This is a genomic window from gamma proteobacterium symbiont of Scutellera amethystina (assembly GCF_059730845.1).
This window is the reverse complement of sequence record NZ_AP035936.1, coordinates 404,474-420,504: the sequence shown is the minus strand read 5'-3', so window position 1 is coordinate 420,504 and position 16,031 is coordinate 404,474. Positions and strand designations below refer to the sequence as shown.

General features: G+C 56.8%; 9 protein-coding genes and 1 pseudogene. 4 read left to right on the top strand and 6 right to left on the bottom strand.

The window, feature by feature from the left end; translation table 11 throughout:
* Nucleotides 1-429 precede the first annotated feature (429 nt).
* Both AC6I79_RS21970 and AC6I79_RS21965 read left to right on the top strand, forming a co-directional pair.
* Nucleotides 430-1,557, top strand: coding sequence for an acyltransferase family protein (locus AC6I79_RS21970; protein ID WP_058759114.1), 1,128 nt, complete (start codon nucleotides 430-432; stop codon nucleotides 1,555-1,557).
* Between the two features lie 300 nt (nucleotides 1,558-1,857).
* Nucleotides 1,858-7,836 carry an autotransporter outer membrane beta-barrel domain-containing protein gene (locus tag AC6I79_RS21965; RefSeq protein WP_498027765.1) on the top strand — a complete coding sequence of 1,993 codons (5,979 nt, stop codon included), beginning with the start codon at nucleotides 1,858-1,860 and terminating at the stop codon, nucleotides 7,834-7,836.
* Between the two features lie 27 nt (nucleotides 7,837-7,863).
* Here AC6I79_RS21965 and AC6I79_RS21960 read toward each other — a convergent pair whose 3' ends face one another.
* Genes AC6I79_RS21960 through AC6I79_RS21935 form a run of 6 tightly spaced genes read right to left on the bottom strand, consistent with a single transcriptional unit; the run spans nucleotide 7,864 to nucleotide 13,870 of the window.
* Nucleotides 7,864-8,931 carry an ABC transporter ATP-binding protein gene (locus tag AC6I79_RS21960; protein WP_088517298.1) on the bottom strand — a complete coding sequence of 356 codons (1,068 nt, stop codon included), beginning with the start codon at nucleotides 8,929-8,931 and terminating at the stop codon, nucleotides 7,864-7,866.
* A 3-nt stretch (nucleotides 8,932-8,934) separates the two neighbouring features.
* The gene (locus AC6I79_RS21955) at nucleotides 8,935-9,759 is read right to left on the bottom strand and encodes a carbohydrate ABC transporter permease (RefSeq protein WP_481658206.1); all 825 of its coding nucleotides are present in this window, start codon (nucleotides 9,757-9,759) and stop codon (nucleotides 8,935-8,937) included.
* A 9-nt stretch (nucleotides 9,760-9,768) separates the two neighbouring features.
* Nucleotides 9,769-10,689 carry a carbohydrate ABC transporter permease gene (locus tag AC6I79_RS21950; protein WP_058759118.1) on the bottom strand — a complete coding sequence of 307 codons (921 nt, stop codon included), beginning with the start codon at nucleotides 10,687-10,689 and terminating at the stop codon, nucleotides 9,769-9,771.
* Between the two features lie 24 nt (nucleotides 10,690-10,713).
* The gene (locus AC6I79_RS21945) at nucleotides 10,714-11,985 is read right to left on the bottom strand and encodes an ABC transporter substrate-binding protein (RefSeq protein ID WP_059011244.1); all 1,272 of its coding nucleotides are present in this window, start codon (nucleotides 11,983-11,985) and stop codon (nucleotides 10,714-10,716) included.
* A 21-nt stretch (nucleotides 11,986-12,006) separates the two neighbouring features.
* Complete coding sequence (locus tag AC6I79_RS21940; RefSeq protein ID WP_477529917.1) at nucleotides 12,007-13,173, bottom strand: PLP-dependent transferase; 1,167 nt, start codon at nucleotides 13,171-13,173, stop codon at nucleotides 12,007-12,009.
* Nucleotides 13,160-13,870 carry a FadR/GntR family transcriptional regulator gene (locus AC6I79_RS21935; RefSeq protein ID WP_021509083.1) on the bottom strand — a complete coding sequence of 237 codons (711 nt, stop codon included), beginning with the start codon at nucleotides 13,868-13,870 and terminating at the stop codon, nucleotides 13,160-13,162. The genes AC6I79_RS21940 and AC6I79_RS21935 overlap by 14 nt, the downstream gene beginning before the upstream one ends.
* Nucleotides 13,871-14,032: 162 nt before the next feature.
* Here AC6I79_RS21935 and AC6I79_RS21930 point away from each other — a divergent pair.
* Both AC6I79_RS21930 and AC6I79_RS21925 read left to right on the top strand, forming a co-directional pair.
* Nucleotides 14,033-15,682, top strand: a pseudogene (locus AC6I79_RS21930) (DNA/RNA non-specific endonuclease); the annotation flags it as partial.
* Nucleotides 15,682-16,014 (top strand): hypothetical protein, encoded by a 333-nt coding sequence (locus tag AC6I79_RS21925; protein WP_058775901.1) that lies wholly within the window; start codon nucleotides 15,682-15,684, stop codon nucleotides 16,012-16,014. The pseudogene AC6I79_RS21930 and the gene AC6I79_RS21925, both read left to right, overlap by 1 nt.
* Nucleotides 16,015-16,031: the final 17 nt, after the last annotated feature.

Here is a 16,031-nt window from a genome sequence, read left to right as displayed (position 1 = left end):
AAAGCCGCTTGCTGAATAAAAGTTATTTAAATTCAATCAGGTAAAAAACATCCCTGCCTAATAGCCTCCCTTCAGCTAGAAAATCCCGCAGTGACGCCTGCTTAAAACATCATGGTTGCTTCAGGACATAACGCAGTTTGATTAGCGAATTTTCGCACTGCGAGTCGAACCGGATAATCCACAACCTGTTGTAAAGGAGCGGGTTTTCGCTGCTTTTCCGGCGGTTAGCTGCGAATATGCGCTGCCTGACGATAACTTTTACCATCAGAACATTCTGGCTTAAGCTTTATGGCCATTGCACAGTGGCATTCTTTACACTATGGCGAAATTCCGAAACGTTTCTAAACATAATGTATACAGATTAATCCGGTGTTAGCATTCTGACTGAATCATTATGATTGCGTTACAACTCATTTCAGGATGTGCAATGTGAAAACAGAATCCTTTTTATCCAGCCGTAATATTGGCCTGGATCTGCTGCGTGCCGGCCTAATTCTGGAAGGGGTGTTATTACACGCCTCACGGAGTTTGCCGGGAGAGAATGGCTGGTATTATGTCGCGCAGCGCGATCCCTCGGAAATATTCACGGCACTGCTGAGCATGGTGCACACCTTCAGGATGGAAGTGTTCTTCTTTCTTTCGGGCATGTTCTCCGCGCTGATTATTTTGCGAAAAGGGCAGAAATTCTTTACGGATAATCGCCGTAAGCGCGTCCTGATTCCGCTGATATCAGCCTATCTGTTTATTCCGCCGCTGATGTATTTTATCGCGGGACAGATGAATAACACCCCGCTGAGTCTCGAAGGCTGGCTAAACAGCTATACCATGATGCACCACCTGTGGTTCCTCGTGTCGCTGTCGGTGATGTCGCTGCTGGTACCCGGCGCGTTTTATCAGTGGAGCGCCCGTCAGTTGGGCAAAATGTCGTTGCCAATGCTGATCGCCACACTGGTGATTCTGGGTAACGCCTGCTTCGTGCTGAAGTTCCTGGTGAAAGGCCGCGGTGAATTTGTCGAGCTCATCCCGGTGACCGCACGCTTCCTCGTCTACTACACCGCCGGTTTTGCGTTATACGTCAACCGCGAGAAAATTGCCCGGTACGCCAACAGTAAACTGATGAATGGCTGGCTGGTGGCCGCGCTGGTGCTGGCGGTGTGGGCCGCCTGCTATGTCGTCGCGCACAACCACATCACCGGGGTGATGAAATATGTGCCGGTGATGCTGGGCAGCGTGCTGTCGGTGATGCTGTCCTACTGGCTGGTGTTTAGCTTCGAACGCATCAACGTGAAAGAGAGTCGCATTCTGACGGCAATTGTGGATTCCGCGCTGATCATCTATTTGCTGCACTATCCGGTGGTGATCATTTTCTCATGGCTGCTGGATGTCTGGTTACCGGATAACCTGTCAGTCCTGTATGTCCTGATCGATTTTGCCCTCGGCATTGCGCTGAGCGCGGTGTGTTACGCCATCGTCAAACGTTCACGCTTCGCCTCGTTCATGTTTGGCCTCAAGCCGAAAGATAAAAAAGTGGCGGTGCCGGTCGAAGCGCGACTGTAATTGTCATCATGCCCGGCCGCCACTGGCGTGCCGGGTATTATTTCCCGCCATCTGATTTTTGCCATTTTCTGCATTTTTAGTTCCAGATAATTATCTCAAGCCGTTAGCGCAATTCCTAAAGCTTATCGCCGTCATCACAATTCCTTAAGTCAAACTGGACGTTTTAAGCTGATCGCGGTAATACTCATTTCAACGGATTTCCAGCCGTAAGCTATTACGACAATATATTTCGCTTCGCTATTTCCCCGCACTGCGCATTCGCTGTGCGGCATTTGTCTTTTCTCTGGTGAGGACAATAGTGTGTTTAAATTAAATCCCTTGTTACTAAGCCTGCTTGCTGCGCAGGGCTTAATGCTGCCTGCCACACCGGTATCGGCGGTGGTATTAAAACCTTTCACTCCCGAGCGCAACGACAATAAAGTTGGCGCTTATTGCTTATGTAATGGTTCCACCCAGACGCTAAGCGGCGTGCCGCGCTTTACCGCTGGAGAAAGTGGCATGAGCAGCGTCACGCTGGGTGAACTACAAAAGGTTGGGCGTATTATTAATGACAATTTAATCGGCGAGCCCCGCCTGCAACTCGGTGCACAAAATTATGCTATTGGTATTCCGGATGAAGAAACAGGCAGTTATCGTGTCTATCAGGTTTATAACAGTGCGGAAATGATTGCGCCGGCGGAAATTAATGGCGCTACGGTAGTGCCAGATTATTATGATGTGAACGATAAACAATATATTGATGCGCGCGTGGCGACAGTCACTAATGGCCGGTTAAATATCAATATTGGTCAGCAAGGCGCAGCCGCTAACGCCAGCACCAATCGCTGGTCAATGGCGGCCAAACAGAGTCAGTTATTTGCCAGCAGTAATAACGGCCAGATTAACTGGGACAGTAATAACCGCATCCGCTTTACCGCCGCCACGCCGCCGTACGGTGGCGATCGGCTGGCATTTGATGCCGGAGGCGTGGTGACCTACGCCGGTCTGTTTGATGTCACGCTCAAGGATGGCAGCAGCAACGCGTACTACGTCAGTAATCTCAATGAATTGCGGAACTATAACGACTGGCTGATTGACCAGATTAGTGGCGGCAACCTGAGCCCGGAAAGTTATAACGCCGCGCTGAACCAGGCGTTCAGCCTGCGCGACGGTCGTGTGGTTTACCGCATGAGCACCGGTAATTACGATGATGAAGTGGCTGCCGCACTGGGCGATCAGGTGGTGCTGAGTGCCGATGGCGCGAAAGCCAGTGTGAAAATCAATCGCGGCAAAACGCTGGAAGTGGCCAACAGCGCCAGCGCCGTGATGCGCGCCAGCAACGGTGCAACGGCGATTATCGCCGGAAAACTGGCGACCAGTAACGCGCTCTCATCCGAAGCGGGCGCACTGGAGCTGATCAGCGGCGCGCGCGGTATCAATAATGGTGTCATCAACAGCGGTTTTTTCAACGCCGCCAATGGACGGGGCGTGGCGGAGGATTCCCTCGGCTATGCGGGCACGGCGGTGTCAGCGATTTATGACAGTGAGTTCCGCAACAATGGCGTGCTCAATGTGCATATCGGTGATGCGCCGTGGGGCACCGCCGGCTTATTTCTCGGCAGCAGCAGCGCGGTCAACCACGGCAATATTAACATCGGCATTCACGATGTGGCGAACGGCTCCTCAGCAGCAGCGGTGAGTTTCAGCGGCGAGGGCAGCTTCGTCAACGCGCGCGATGGCACGATTTACCTCGGCCGCACACCGCAAAATCATAAGGGCGACGTCACGCAGGAGGTCGCGGTCAGCCTCGGCGGTGGCATCAGCGCCATTTCCGGCCTGCTCGACTCGCGTGCCATCAATGATGGCCGTATTGTTATCGGCTCAAAAGTCGAGAACGCGGTTGGCATGCGCATCGAGGCCGGGCCCAACGCGGTGTCACTGAATAACGGTGTTATCGACGTCAACGGTATGGCGCAGGCGCTACCGCGCGAAAATATCGCCATGCTGGCGATTGATTCCGGCAGCGGCGGCCAGGTGGGCAACCGCGGTACCCTCAATCTGAATGGCTATAACAGCACCGGCCTGAAAGTGATCGCCACGGCGGGCAATCAGGCGCACGCCTTCTCCAGCGGCGCGATCAACGTGGCGGGTGACGCCGACCGCTTTGGCGGCACCAACAATACGGCGGTGTGGGTAACTGGCGAACCGGGCGGTCACGCCAGTGCCGATATCACCGGCCCAATCCGGCTCAGCGGCAAAGCGGGCATCGGGATTCGTGCTGAAGGCCAGGCAACGGTCAACGTTAGCGCCCGCGCCATTCCCACCTCCAGCGGCAGCGACAGCATGCTGGATAGCGGACAGATCAGTTTCTACCGTATCGGCCCGGATGCGCGCATTAATCTGCCGGCCAACGGCCGCTACAGCGCCTCCGTGTGGAACGGCACGATTTTTCGCGTCGAGCAGGGAGCGGATTTTGAAGGGCGCGGCCTGACTTTGTCGATGAACAGCCCGTTTGCGACCGGTGTGTACGGCAGCGGTGCCGGCACCGACATTGATACCCACGGCGCGACGCTGAACATCGCCAGCTTTGCCAGCGGGCTGACTATCACTGATGGCGCCCGCGCCACCATTGATGCCGCAACGCGTATTCACCTCAACGGGTCTGATGCCCGCGTCGCCATCGCTGACGGTAATCGCTATACGCTGCAGGGTAACGTTGTTAACCCTAATACGCAGTTCGACCCGAACACTTTATTGATCAATCAGGCAGCGATAGACGGCCGCGCCAATAACCAGCAGCCGTTTACCGTGATGAATCATGCGCGGCTGGTGAATCGTGGCGCTATCTCCCTGCGGGGTGAAGGCGTAACGGGTATCTACGCGCAGTATGGCGCCACAGTCGACAACCGCGGCGATATCAACATTTTGCGTAATGGCCGGGCGCTGTTCGCCGATGGCTATCCGGGCGCCGGCGACGGCAAAACCCTGACGGAGATTAACAATAGCGGCACGCTTAATCTCTACAGCGGTCAGAGCACCCAGCAAACCACCACCTTCGGTGCGGTCTCGTATCACCAGCTGGGGCGGATTAACCAGAACGGCACGATTAATCTGTACGGCGATAACGTGGTCGGCGCGAAAGCCTTTGCCGGCGGTCGTATTACGCTGGGCACGAACAGTCGCGTGGTGTTCCATGACGCACAGCAAATTGGCTATCAGGCTTTCGATCCCGGCTCACGCCTGATCGTCAACGGCAGCCCGATTGATGTCAGCAGTCGTAACTCGACGTTGTATGAAATCCGCAACGGCGCGTGGCTGTACAACCAGGGCTTTGGCAACGTCACGCTGAGCGGCAGGGACAGCACCGGCATTGTGGTCAGCGGGACGGATGCGCTGGTATCCAGCACCGATGTTTATCAGGTCACCGGTAAGGGTGCCACCGTGCTGCGCGCCAGCGATCGCGCGCAGGGGATCATTACCAGCCTAATCGCGCTGAACGGCAAAAACACCCTCGGCGCGCAGGCGACGGGCGATGGCACCGAGGTCTACGCCGCCTCGCTCATCACCGGCACCGGGCGCAACGCCACGGCGTTTGATGTCAGTGGCGACGCGCGCCTGTTTAATCAGCAGCAGGGCGTAGTAGATTTGCGCGGCCGCAACAGTACCGGGGGCCGGGTGCACGATGGCGGTAACTTTATCAACCGCGGCACGGTTAGGGTCGCCAGCGGCACCGGTGTGGATGTCAGCAGCGGTTATGGCCAGTATGTACCGGTCGACAGTACCTTACGTGTGAATGACGGCACCGCCGCGCTGCGCGTGGGCTCCGGCGGCGCGATGAAAATTTACGGCGACGGCCAGGGGGCCAGCACGCTGGCGGCTTACGGCAAAGCCGATGGTTTGCTGCTCGACAGCGGTGCGCAGCGCTTTGAAGCCAACGACATCATCATCGGCGCTTACGGCAGCGGCACTGCGCTGAACAATCGCGCCGGCATCAGTGATATTTCGCTGAGTAATGTGCGCTTCGAGGCCAATGGTGGCACCGGCATTCGCTCTGCCACCTCGTTCGATCCGGCGGGTAGCGCGCAGATTCACGTCGGCGCAGGCGGTACCGGCTATCGTTTTGAAAACGCAGATGGATCGACCACGGGCAACGATTTAGTGATTGGGCGCGACTACCGCATTGAAGTCAACGGCAGCGGCACCGGCGTGCGTGCCAACACCCGTGGACGGGTGATTGCTCAGGGCCTGATTGATATCCGCGATGCTGATGGCGGTTCGGCGATTGTCACCCGCAGCGCCAGCCAGGTGATCAACCAGGGCACCATCCGCTCACAAAGCCGCGTCGCACCGCTCATTGATTTGCGCGGCGGCGAGACGGTGTTTATCAACCAGGGCACGCTGGATGCGCCGTACGCCGATCAGGTGGTAGTGGCAGGCGGCGCGACCCGTGATGTGGTGGCACTGCTGGCGGGCAAAGTCACGGGCGAAGTGAACACCGGCAACGGCAGCGATACGCTGCTGGTTACGGGCGGCACGCTGGATGGCGGCCTGAGTATGGGTGACGGCAGTGCCAATCAGGCGACAGTGCAGGCTATCAGCCTGAACCAGACCCGCCATATCACCAGCGGCGGCGCGGATAGCACGCTGAACCTCAGCCAGCTCACTGCGCGCGGCGGTTCGTTCCGGCAGGACGACCTCACCAAAGGCACCAACCTCGGCGCGGGCTGGAGCACGCTGAACTTCATCGATACGCAGTGGACGCTGAGCGACAACATTAAACTGGCGCACAGCACCATCAATATCGATGCCGGATCCACGCTGTTCGCCGGCGATGGCGTCAACGCGCGGCTGCAGGGGGCCAGCAATGATTCGCTGGTAGTGAATAATGCCGGCACGCTCGACCTGACCAACGGTGGCAATGTGGCGGCAAATACCCTGACCATCGAAGGTAGTCTGGCCTCCGCGCAGGGCCGCCTGAAACTCAATTCGACAGCCACCCACAGCGACGTGCTGCTTGTTAACGGTAACGCCAGCGGTACCACCTGGGTGGATGACCGCCTGCAGGGCGGCGGGCTGCTGGACACTAATCGTGACAATGTCATCGCGGCCAGCGAAGGCGTCTCACTGGTGCAGGTGACCGGCAGCGCCAGCGCCGACAGCTTCAGGCTGAGCAATGGCTATGTGGCAGCCGGGCCGTGGCAGTATGGTCTGTACAGCTTTGCACCGGGCAGCAGCGCAGGCGGCAACGCATGGGACTATCGTCTGGCAAACAACTTCATCTGCAGCGATGGCTCGCTGTGCCAGCCGCAGGCGGGCAGTGCGGTTAAGGCGGTGCGTCCGGCGGTCACGCCGCAGGTGCCGTCCTGGATCTCCGCACCGGTCGGGCTGGCGTACTACTCGTTGGCAGTCACTGACGATCTGCATAAGCGTCTCGGCGAACTGCGCCAGCAGCCGGCGGACAGCGCAGAGATGTTTATCCGCTACCTCGGTTCGGATTTGCAGTATCGAAGCAATCGCGGGCTGGACGCCTGGGGTTATGATTTCGACCTCAACTACAGCGCCGTACAACTCGGCGGCAATTTGCTGCGCGCCGATGGCGCTGAAGATAGCGTACGTGGCGGCGTCGCCTATACACGCGGCAACACGCGCATTCGCCCGCATGCCGCTGACGGGTACAGCTCCACCAGCTTTGATAGCGATACGTTGTCACTTTATGGCACCTGGCTGCGCAGCAGTGGCTGGTATGTAGATGGTTCGCTGAGCTGGAGCGGCTACCGTGGCGAAACCGACATTGCGCGGCAGAAAGCGGTCGCTAAACCCAAAGGGCACGGCTGGACAGCGTCAGTCGAGTCTGGCTATCCGCTGATGCTGGCGGGTGATGTGCGCCTGGAACCGCAGGCACAGGTTAGCTGGCTGCGTATGAACATGGACAGTTTTACCGATGCTGACGGCGCGCGCGTCTCTTATAACGATTACGATCAAACCATTGGCCGGCTCGGCGCACGCGTGGCGCGCAGCTGGCAGGACAGCAGTCAGAACCAGTACACGCCGTATCTGCGCGCAAACTACTATCGCGGCTGGGGCGGTACGGCGCAGGTCAGGGTCGGCACCAGCGACAGTGACCTGAGCCAGAGCTTCAGCAGCGGCAAATTTGGCCAGATGTGGGACGTCGGCTTCGGCGGCACGGCGACCCTCATCAACAACGTGGCGCTGTATGCCGAGGCGGATTACCGCAAAGAGATTGCCGGCAACGGCGTCAAAGGCTGGCGCTACAATGCCGGGGTGCGCTGGTCGTTTTGAACGTAAATGACCACCTTAAACGTGCAATTACAGGCGGCGCTGTGATGCGGCGTCGAACAGCATCGCACGTTCGCTGTCCAGCGTGACCGGTAAAATATCACCGGCGCGCGCGCCGGAACGCTGGGTGGTAAACAGCATCAGCGGGTGGCCAAACAGCGAACCGTGAATCAGTTCGGACAGGCCGGTCGGCTCCACCAGCGACACTTCAAGAGGCAGCGCATGCTGCTCACCCGGCTGCGCCAGACTGATGTTTTCCGGACGGATGCCGTAAATGACGTCACGGCCAGCGGCCTGTGCTGCCCAGTGCGTATTCAGGGGCAACTGAGCGCTGTCGCTGATACGCACGCCGCTGGGGGTCATCACGCCGTTGATAAAATTCATCGACGGTGACCCGATAAAACTGGCGACAAATTTATTGGCCGGTGTGTCGTACAGCTCCAGCGGTGTGCCCACCTGCTGAATGACGCCGTGGTTGAGCACCACGATGCGGTCAGCCAGCGTCATGGCCTCAACCTGATCGTGGGTAACATAAACGATGGTGTTGTTCATTTGCTGATGCAGTTTTTTGATCTCCACGCGCATCTGGCCGCGCAGTTGCGCATCGAGGTTGGAAAGCGGCTCATCAAACAGAAACACCTGCGGCTGACGCACAATGGCGCGGCCCATCGCCACGCGCTGACGTTGTCCACCCGACAGCTCTTTTGGCCGGCGATCAAGCAGGTGTGTCAGGCTGAGAATCTCCGCCGCTCGCCGGACTTTCTCCTCAATCTCAGCACGCGGTCGTTTCTGAATTTCAAGGCTGAAGCCCATGTTGCGCGCGACCGTCAGATGCGGATAGAGCGCGTAGCTCTGGAATACCATCGAGATATCGCGGTCTTTCGGCGCCACCTCGTTCATCAGCTGACTGCCGATATGGATATTACCGCCCGTTGCCAACTCCAGGCCGGCAATGGTGCGCAGCAGGGTGGATTTACCGCAGCCGGACGGGCCGACCAGCACCACGAACTCACCATCTTTAATGGTCAGATTGATGTCGCGCAAAACCTCAACGTTGCCATAGCGCTTTTCAATTTGCGCCAGCGTAATTTCAGCCATTATTTACCCCTTAACCGCACCGGCGGTGAGTCCCTGAACCAGGTAGCGTTGAATGAAAGCGAAGAACAGACAGGCTGGAATTAACGCCAGCACGGCGGCAGCCATCATTTCGCCCCACGAAACAGCGAATTTGGAGACGAAACTGAGCAGCCCGACCGGAAAGGTCATGGCTTCGTTTTTGTTGATCAGCATCAGTGAGAACAGCAACTCACTCCACGCGGCGGTGAAAACAAAGCCGAGCGTCGCCGCCATGCCGGGCAGCGTCAGCGGCATCAGCACGCGGTACAGCGCCTGAAAGCGGGTGCAGCCTTCCAGCATGGCGGACTCTTCGAGATCTTTCGGGATGGCATCAAAAAATGATTGCATCAGGAAGGTGGCGAACGGGACATTAAAGGCGCTGTAAATCAGAATCAGCCCCAGCAGACTATTCGTCAGACCCAGCGGGGCCATCACCCGGTAAATCGGCGCAATGATCATCACCAGCGGAAACATCTGGGTAAACAGCAGCAGGGCCGCCATCACCATCTTGCCGCGAAACTGAAAGCGGGAAAAGGCATAGCCGGCACCCGCAGCAATCAAGGTGGTCAGCGCGGCAGTGCTGCAGGAGACAATGAGACTGTTAATAAAAAACGTGGGGAAATCACTGTCGGTCAATACCTTGGCAAAGTGGCTCAGGGTGAAACCGCCAGGTAACAGCGTCACGCCCTGACTGAACAGTAACCTGTCCGGCGTGACGGCAATTTTAATGATCCAGTACAACGGAAACAGCGCAAACAGCAAATAGGCGGCGATGCTGAGACGATGACCGATCAACGGTAACAGGCGCATGCAGACTCCTTACTTAAGTAACTGATGGCGGATGCGCAGCAGTACCAGCGCATAGCAGGTCATCAGCAGTAACAGACACACCGCCATCGCCGAGGCATAACCAAAATCCAGTTTGCGATAAGCGGTGGTGAAGATGTAACTGGAAAGAATCGAGGTTGAACCGGCCGGACCGCCGTCGGTCATCACCACGATCAAATCGGCAAAGTTAGCGATCCAGATGGTACGCAGCATCACGGTAATGGCGATCATCGGGGCGAGAAACGGCAGGGTGACACGGCGAAACTGCTGCCAGCCGCTGGCACCGTCAATGGCTGCTGCTTCATACAAATCTTTGGGAATCGATTGTAGTGCCGCCAGTAGAGTGATGGCAAAAAACGGGATGCCAAACCAGACGTTAGCAATCACCGGCCCCCACATCGCCAGTTGCGGATCGGAAAGAATATTGTAAGGTTCGCTGAGAATGCCCACGTCGCTGAGCCACTGTGGCAGCGGACCTACAACCGGGTTGAGCAGCCAGGACCAGGTCAGGCCGGAAAGAAACGCCGGCACCGCCCACGGTAAAAACACCAGCGCCTGCACCCAGCGGCGAAAGCGAAACTCGCGGTTAAGCAGCAGCGCCAGCGCGAGGCCGAAAAAGAACTGCAGCAGCAGTGAACTCAGCGTCCAGTTAAGGGTATGGCCGAGTGCGCGAAAGAAGCGGCGATCGTCGAGCATCTGCGCAAAGTTCGCCCAGCCAACCCAGCCGCTCTCCAGCGGATTGAGCAGGTTCATGCTCTGAAAAGCGTAAGAAATGCCGATCGCCATCGGCACGAAGATGAACAGGGCGATCAGCAACAGGCCCGGTGACAGATACCACCATGGCTCAGCAAGCCGGGTCCAGCGCCAGCGGCGACGCGCCGGGCTGGCAGGAAGAGAGATTTCAGGCATCATTTCAGGGCTCCGGTTTACGCGGGATTACTGGCTGGCGAGCCAGGCTTTTTGCTCTTTACTCAGATAGCTGGCCCAGTCCTGCACCATATCTTTGGTGTCGTTTTCGCCCAGTAACGTCTCCTGGCTGCTCTCTTTCACGATCACTGAATTGAAATAGCCCCAGCCTTTGAGATGGGTCGGCATGGTGAGCGGCACATAATTTGGATCGTTCAGCTCCTTAAACCAGCCGGCAAACTGCGGCGTCTGATAGAACGGGTCCTGTTCCGCACCTTTATAGATGGGTAGCGTGCCGACAAACTTCGCCCACGCCAGGTTGTTGGTTTTATTACTGAGGAAGGTAATCAGCGGCCAGGCGACATCGTTTTGTTTACCCTGTTTGAACATCGCCCAGCCGGTATAGCCGATGGTCGGGAAGGCTTTACCGGACGGCCCGACCGGCATGGGCGCCACGGCAAAATCCTCAGCCGCCATGCTATTTTTAATCGCGATCAGCGCGTCCGGATCCTGATCGAGCATCGCGCATTTGCCGGAATAAAAGCCCGAGACAATCTCGTTAAAGCCCCAGTTCACGCTGTCTTTAGGCGCGCCGCCTTGCTGATACAAATCGACCAGCAGTTGTGCCCCCTTTATCGCCCCCGGCTGGGTTAAGGTACTGTTGCCGTCTTTATCAAAGAAGGCAGGCGAGCCATTCATCGCCGCCATAAACATCATCCACGCATTGGTTCCTCCGACACCGCCGCGCATGCAGTAGCCGCTGATACCGTTACCTGACTGACTAATACGCTTCGCGTCGCTGGCAAACTCGTCCATGGTTTTCGGCGGCTCACTCAGTCCTGCCTGCTTAAACAGCTTTTTATTCCAGAACAGCGCCCGCAGGTAAAAACCGTACGGTACCATGGTGGCTTTGCCGTTCGCGGCCCGCGCCATTGCCAGCGTTTTGTCCGTCAGCTGGGCGCTTTCAGGCCAGCTTTTCAGGCGGGGTTCCAGATCCTCCAGCATATTGTTGCTGGCGTATAAGCCTTGCCAGGTATCGGGCATCTCCACCACATCCGGAACCTGTCCGCTCTGTAACATGGTGCCCAGTTTTTCAAATGCCTGGCCCCACGGCAGCGAAATCAGCTCAATCTCGGTACCGGGATGCTGCGTCTTGTATTCGTCGAGCATTTTTTGCAGAAGCGCGGTACGTGGCGGGCTGGTGATGACTTCCACCACGGTGAGTTTGGCGGCGAGGCTGCAAAAGGCGCTGCCTAAACCCACGGCGAGTACCAGGGCTTTCAGGGCGAAACGTGTTGTCATGGCTGGTTCTCCGGAGCGTGATTAACGGTGAGTGGCGGCAGCAAGTGCCTGATTCAGATCGGTCCAAAGATCGTCGGTCTCTTCGAGGCCAACAGAGATACGGATCAGGCGCGGCGAGACACCAAAATCCTGGGCTGAATTAAATTCACTGGCCTGATTAATGACCGAAATCGCCGGCATCACCAGGCTCTCAAAACCTCCCCAGCTGACGCCCATGTGGAACAGTTGCAGGGCGTTGCAGAATTGCGGTATGTCGACCTGTTCGGTCACGGCAAAGGAAAACAGCCCGCTGTAACCGCGCAGCGTGGACCATGCAGGGGGATTGAGCCCGGGGTGGCAAACCGCGCTGACCTGCGGATGGTCACGCAGCTTTTGCGCCAGCTGCAGGGCGCTGTGCTGATGCTGCTTCATACGCAGCGGCAGCGTGCGCAGGCCACGCATCAGCAAAGAGGCTTCGTTCGCGGACAGTTTGCCGCCAAGGAACGGACTAATGTGACGGGCAATGTTGTTGATGTGCTGGTGGCTGGCAATCACAAGGCCGGCCACCACATCGCTGTGGCCGCTGATGTACTTCGAGGCGGAGTGCACCACGATGTCGATACCACACAGCAGCGGCTGCTGGAAAATGGGCGAAGCCCAACTGTTATCAATCAACGTGACGACGCCCGCATCGCGCGCCAGCGTGGCCAGCTGCCGCAGGTTCTGTTCACTCATCACCCAGCTGGAGGGACTTTCCAGATAGAGCAGGCTGGCGCCGGGCAGCTCGGCGGCTATCGCCGCTTCATCGTCGCCATCAACAAACTGCGTCGTGATACCGAAACGCTGACAAAAGCCGCGCAAAAAGCGGTAAGTATCGGGATAGACATGATTAACGCAGACCACTTTCGCGCCTGGCTGAACCACACTCAAAATCGCGTTGCTGATGGCGGCCATGCCGCTGGCAAAGGCGAGGCAGGCATCACCGCCTTCCAGCGCGGCAACTTTATCCTGTAGCGCTTTAACCGTCGGATTATCAACGCGGGAATAGAGCGGCTGGTCGCTCTCACCGCGAAAGCGGGCGATCATGCTGTCGTAATCGCTGAAGGTAAACAGCGAGGACTGATAAATCGGTGGCGTTACGGCGCCCTGTTCGTGGCGCTGGTCGTGGGTCAGCAGTGTCTGTTGCGCAATAGGTTTAGCGTTTGGCATGGATCACGTCCTTCATGTCGCGTTCGGTGATATCAAGAATCTGGTGGCAAAGGGCGCGCGCGGCCTGGCTGTCGCGGGCGCGGATGGCGTTAAACAGTTCACGGTGCAGGGGAAACGAGTCTGAAAACAGCGCCTGCTCCGGCGGGGATTCGAAAAAGGCATGCAGCGTGTCGTAGACGCCGTTAAGCATCTGCAACAGCAGCGGATTACCGGCGGCGCGGTAAATGCTGGTGTGGAAAGCCCAATCCTCCGGCCCGGCGGAACCGATAGCCAGGTGCACACGCTCCATCTCTTCCAGCCGCCGTTCGATTTCCAGCAGGTCGTCGGCGCTGGCGCGCTGCGCGGCCAGCACGCAGGATTCGGACTCAATGATGCGGCGCACTTCCAGCGCATGAAGCATGTTGGCGGAGTCGTTTTTAAAGCGCAGAGAGAGAAAGCTGTCATGCAGACCGACTTCCGCCTGCAGAAAGGTGCCGCTGCCTTTTTTGCGCACAATGATGCCGAGTGCTTCCCAGCGCTTGAGCGCCTCGCGCACCGTATTACGGCTGACGCCCAGTTTCTCCGCCAGCTCGCGCTCCGGCGGCAGGCGACTGCCCGGCTGCGCGCCGGCATGCGCCATGTAGCGCGTGAGCGCATCAAGAATCAGCGTATCGCTGCGCGTCGGAATAATGGGATGGAGTTCAGCCGGGTCATGCATCGCTTTGCCTTAATTGGTCCAACATCTCTACCAAAGGCTTAGCAACCCGCATGCCAGAATCGTGAGCTTTTGATTTAGCGAGAAATTTGATGCCGTAATAAGCGCAGATTATGAGATCTGCTGGTGCAAAACCCGCCAGGGTGCACCGTGGTGTGGCGGTACACAGCCGTTGCCCAGGGAACGATAGTGGTGCGCGACCAGGCAAATCAGCAGCAGGATGTTGCTGCACTTAGCCGCGACACCGAGCACGCTAATGACAGCATCAGCCCGATTTTCGACAAAGAGAAGGAGCAGAAACGCCTGCAGACGGCTCAGCTGATCGGTGAAATAGGCAGCCAGGTTGCTGATATCGCCCGGACGCAGGGGCAGATTGAGGCGACGGAAGCAGGTAAGAAGGAACTGGCAAAAAACAACATAAACCAGCCGGATGCCGACGCGCCTGTGGCTGAAAAGAAAGCGTATCAGGAAGCGCTGGAAAACAGCAGTGATTATAAGAAGGCCATGGCACTCTGGGGCACCGGCAGCGATATCCAGAAGGGGATTCAGGCGGCGACTGCGGCGATTCAGGGTTTGGCGGGTGGCAATCTGGCGCAGGCAGCCAGCGGCGCGGCGGCACCGTATCTGGCCGAGCAGATACACAAATATACCGCCGACAATCAGGCCGCAAAAGCGATGGCTCATGCAGTGGTAGGTGCGGTAACATCGTGGGCTGCAGGCAACAGCGCGGCAGCAGGCGCGACCGGTGCGGTCAGCGGAGAGCTGATGGGTCAGTTGATCATGCATTCGATGTATCCGGGTAAACAGGTCAGCGACCTGCAGGAGTCGGATAAGCAGGTCATCAGTGCACTGAGTACCCTGGCTGCAGGTCTGGCAGGCGGCGTGACCGGCGGCAGTAGCGCCAGTGCGCTGGCCGGCGCTCAGGCAGGGAAGAATGCGGTTGAGAATAACTCGCTGGGTGATATAGCGCAGGCGCAGTCTGAAGGTAAAACGCTTGAGCAGAAGGCCGGTGAGTATGTTGAGGCGGAAAACGAGCGCTATAAGAAGGAGAACTGTGCCGGATTAAGCGCGGAAGCCTGCTCGGTGAAAATGTACGACGAGCGGCGTGAATCGCTGAAAGAAACTCTTGCCGCCGGTGCAGATTTTGTGCCGGTGGTGGGTGATATCAAGAGCTTTGCGGAAGCGCAGAGTGCGCTGGATTATCTTGCCGCAGCGTTAGGGTTGATACCGGGCGCAGGGGATGTGGCGGGCAAGGCCATTAAAGCGGCTGAGACAGCGCTGAACAAAGGGGAACTTGCTGAAGCCTCGAAGCTGATCAATAAGGCCAGCGATGAAATCGTTGCAGTATCAGGTAGTAAGGGAAACTGGAGTAAAGAACTGAATAATCCCCTGCCAAATAAAACGTATAAAGTTGATGCTAATAAAACTTATGTGACCGATAATAATGGCCGGGTAGCGTCTGTTGAAGCAGATCTGTCATTATTGACAAAAGACCGTAATACATACCAACAGTGCAAAGCTGGTAAATGTGGGGTTGCAGGGGATGAAGGTGGTCACCTGATAGCCAGCATTTTTGGTGGTATGGGTGAGAAGCTTAATATTGTTCCAATGAGTGGTAATCTGAATAAGGGTGCCTGGAAACAAATGGAAAATACGTGGGCTTCTGCCCTGAAAGAGGGTAAGCAGGTGAATGTTAAGATAGATCCCGTTTATTCTGGAACTGGTGGTCGCCCTGAAAGCTTCAACGTTATCTACTCTATTAATGGTGGTCGCCCAATAGAAAAAACCTTTATAAATGCACCGGGAGGGAAATAATGAGAAATGATCAAGAGATTTATAAAGATATCGGTACTGTTTTATATAGTATCGCTCCCGACAAAGCTAAGAAGATCATTATGCGTGCAGAATTGTCACCGGAAAATGATCATTGTGAGTATGAATATGATTATCTTGATGATGATGATAAAACTCAATGGTTAACGGCAGGTGGAAGGGCGAATACAGATATCCTTCATTATTTAGTAGAGCTTCGCAACTACTATATTGAAAACAATCTGACCAATGGCCGCCCTGCGTGGCATGGATGTAAAGTGACTCTGGATGTTGAAAAAATGAAACTAAATATAGACTTCCGCTACGACGATTAGCCATCAATGATCCCGGC

Coding starts and splice junctions, on each gene's coding strand:
- AC6I79_RS21940 (WP_477529917.1), bottom strand. CDS start 13,173: ATGCCAAACGCTAAACCTATTGCGCAACAGACACTGCTGACCCACGAC.
- AC6I79_RS21950 (WP_058759118.1), bottom strand. CDS start 10,689: ATGATGCCTGAAATCTCTCTTCCTGCCAGCCCGGCGCGTCGCCGCTGG.
- AC6I79_RS21925 (WP_058775901.1), top strand. CDS start 15,682: ATGAGAAATGATCAAGAGATTTATAAAGATATCGGTACTGTTTTATAT.
- AC6I79_RS21935 (WP_021509083.1), bottom strand. CDS start 13,870: ATGCATGACCCGGCTGAACTCCATCCCATTATTCCGACGCGCAGCGAT.
- AC6I79_RS21960 (WP_088517298.1), bottom strand. CDS start 8,931: ATGGCTGAAATTACGCTGGCGCAAATTGAAAAGCGCTATGGCAACGTT.
- AC6I79_RS21955 (WP_481658206.1), bottom strand. CDS start 9,759: ATGCGCCTGTTACCGTTGATCGGTCATCGTCTCAGCATCGCCGCCTAT.
- AC6I79_RS21945 (WP_059011244.1), bottom strand. CDS start 11,985: ATGACAACACGTTTCGCCCTGAAAGCCCTGGTACTCGCCGTGGGTTTA.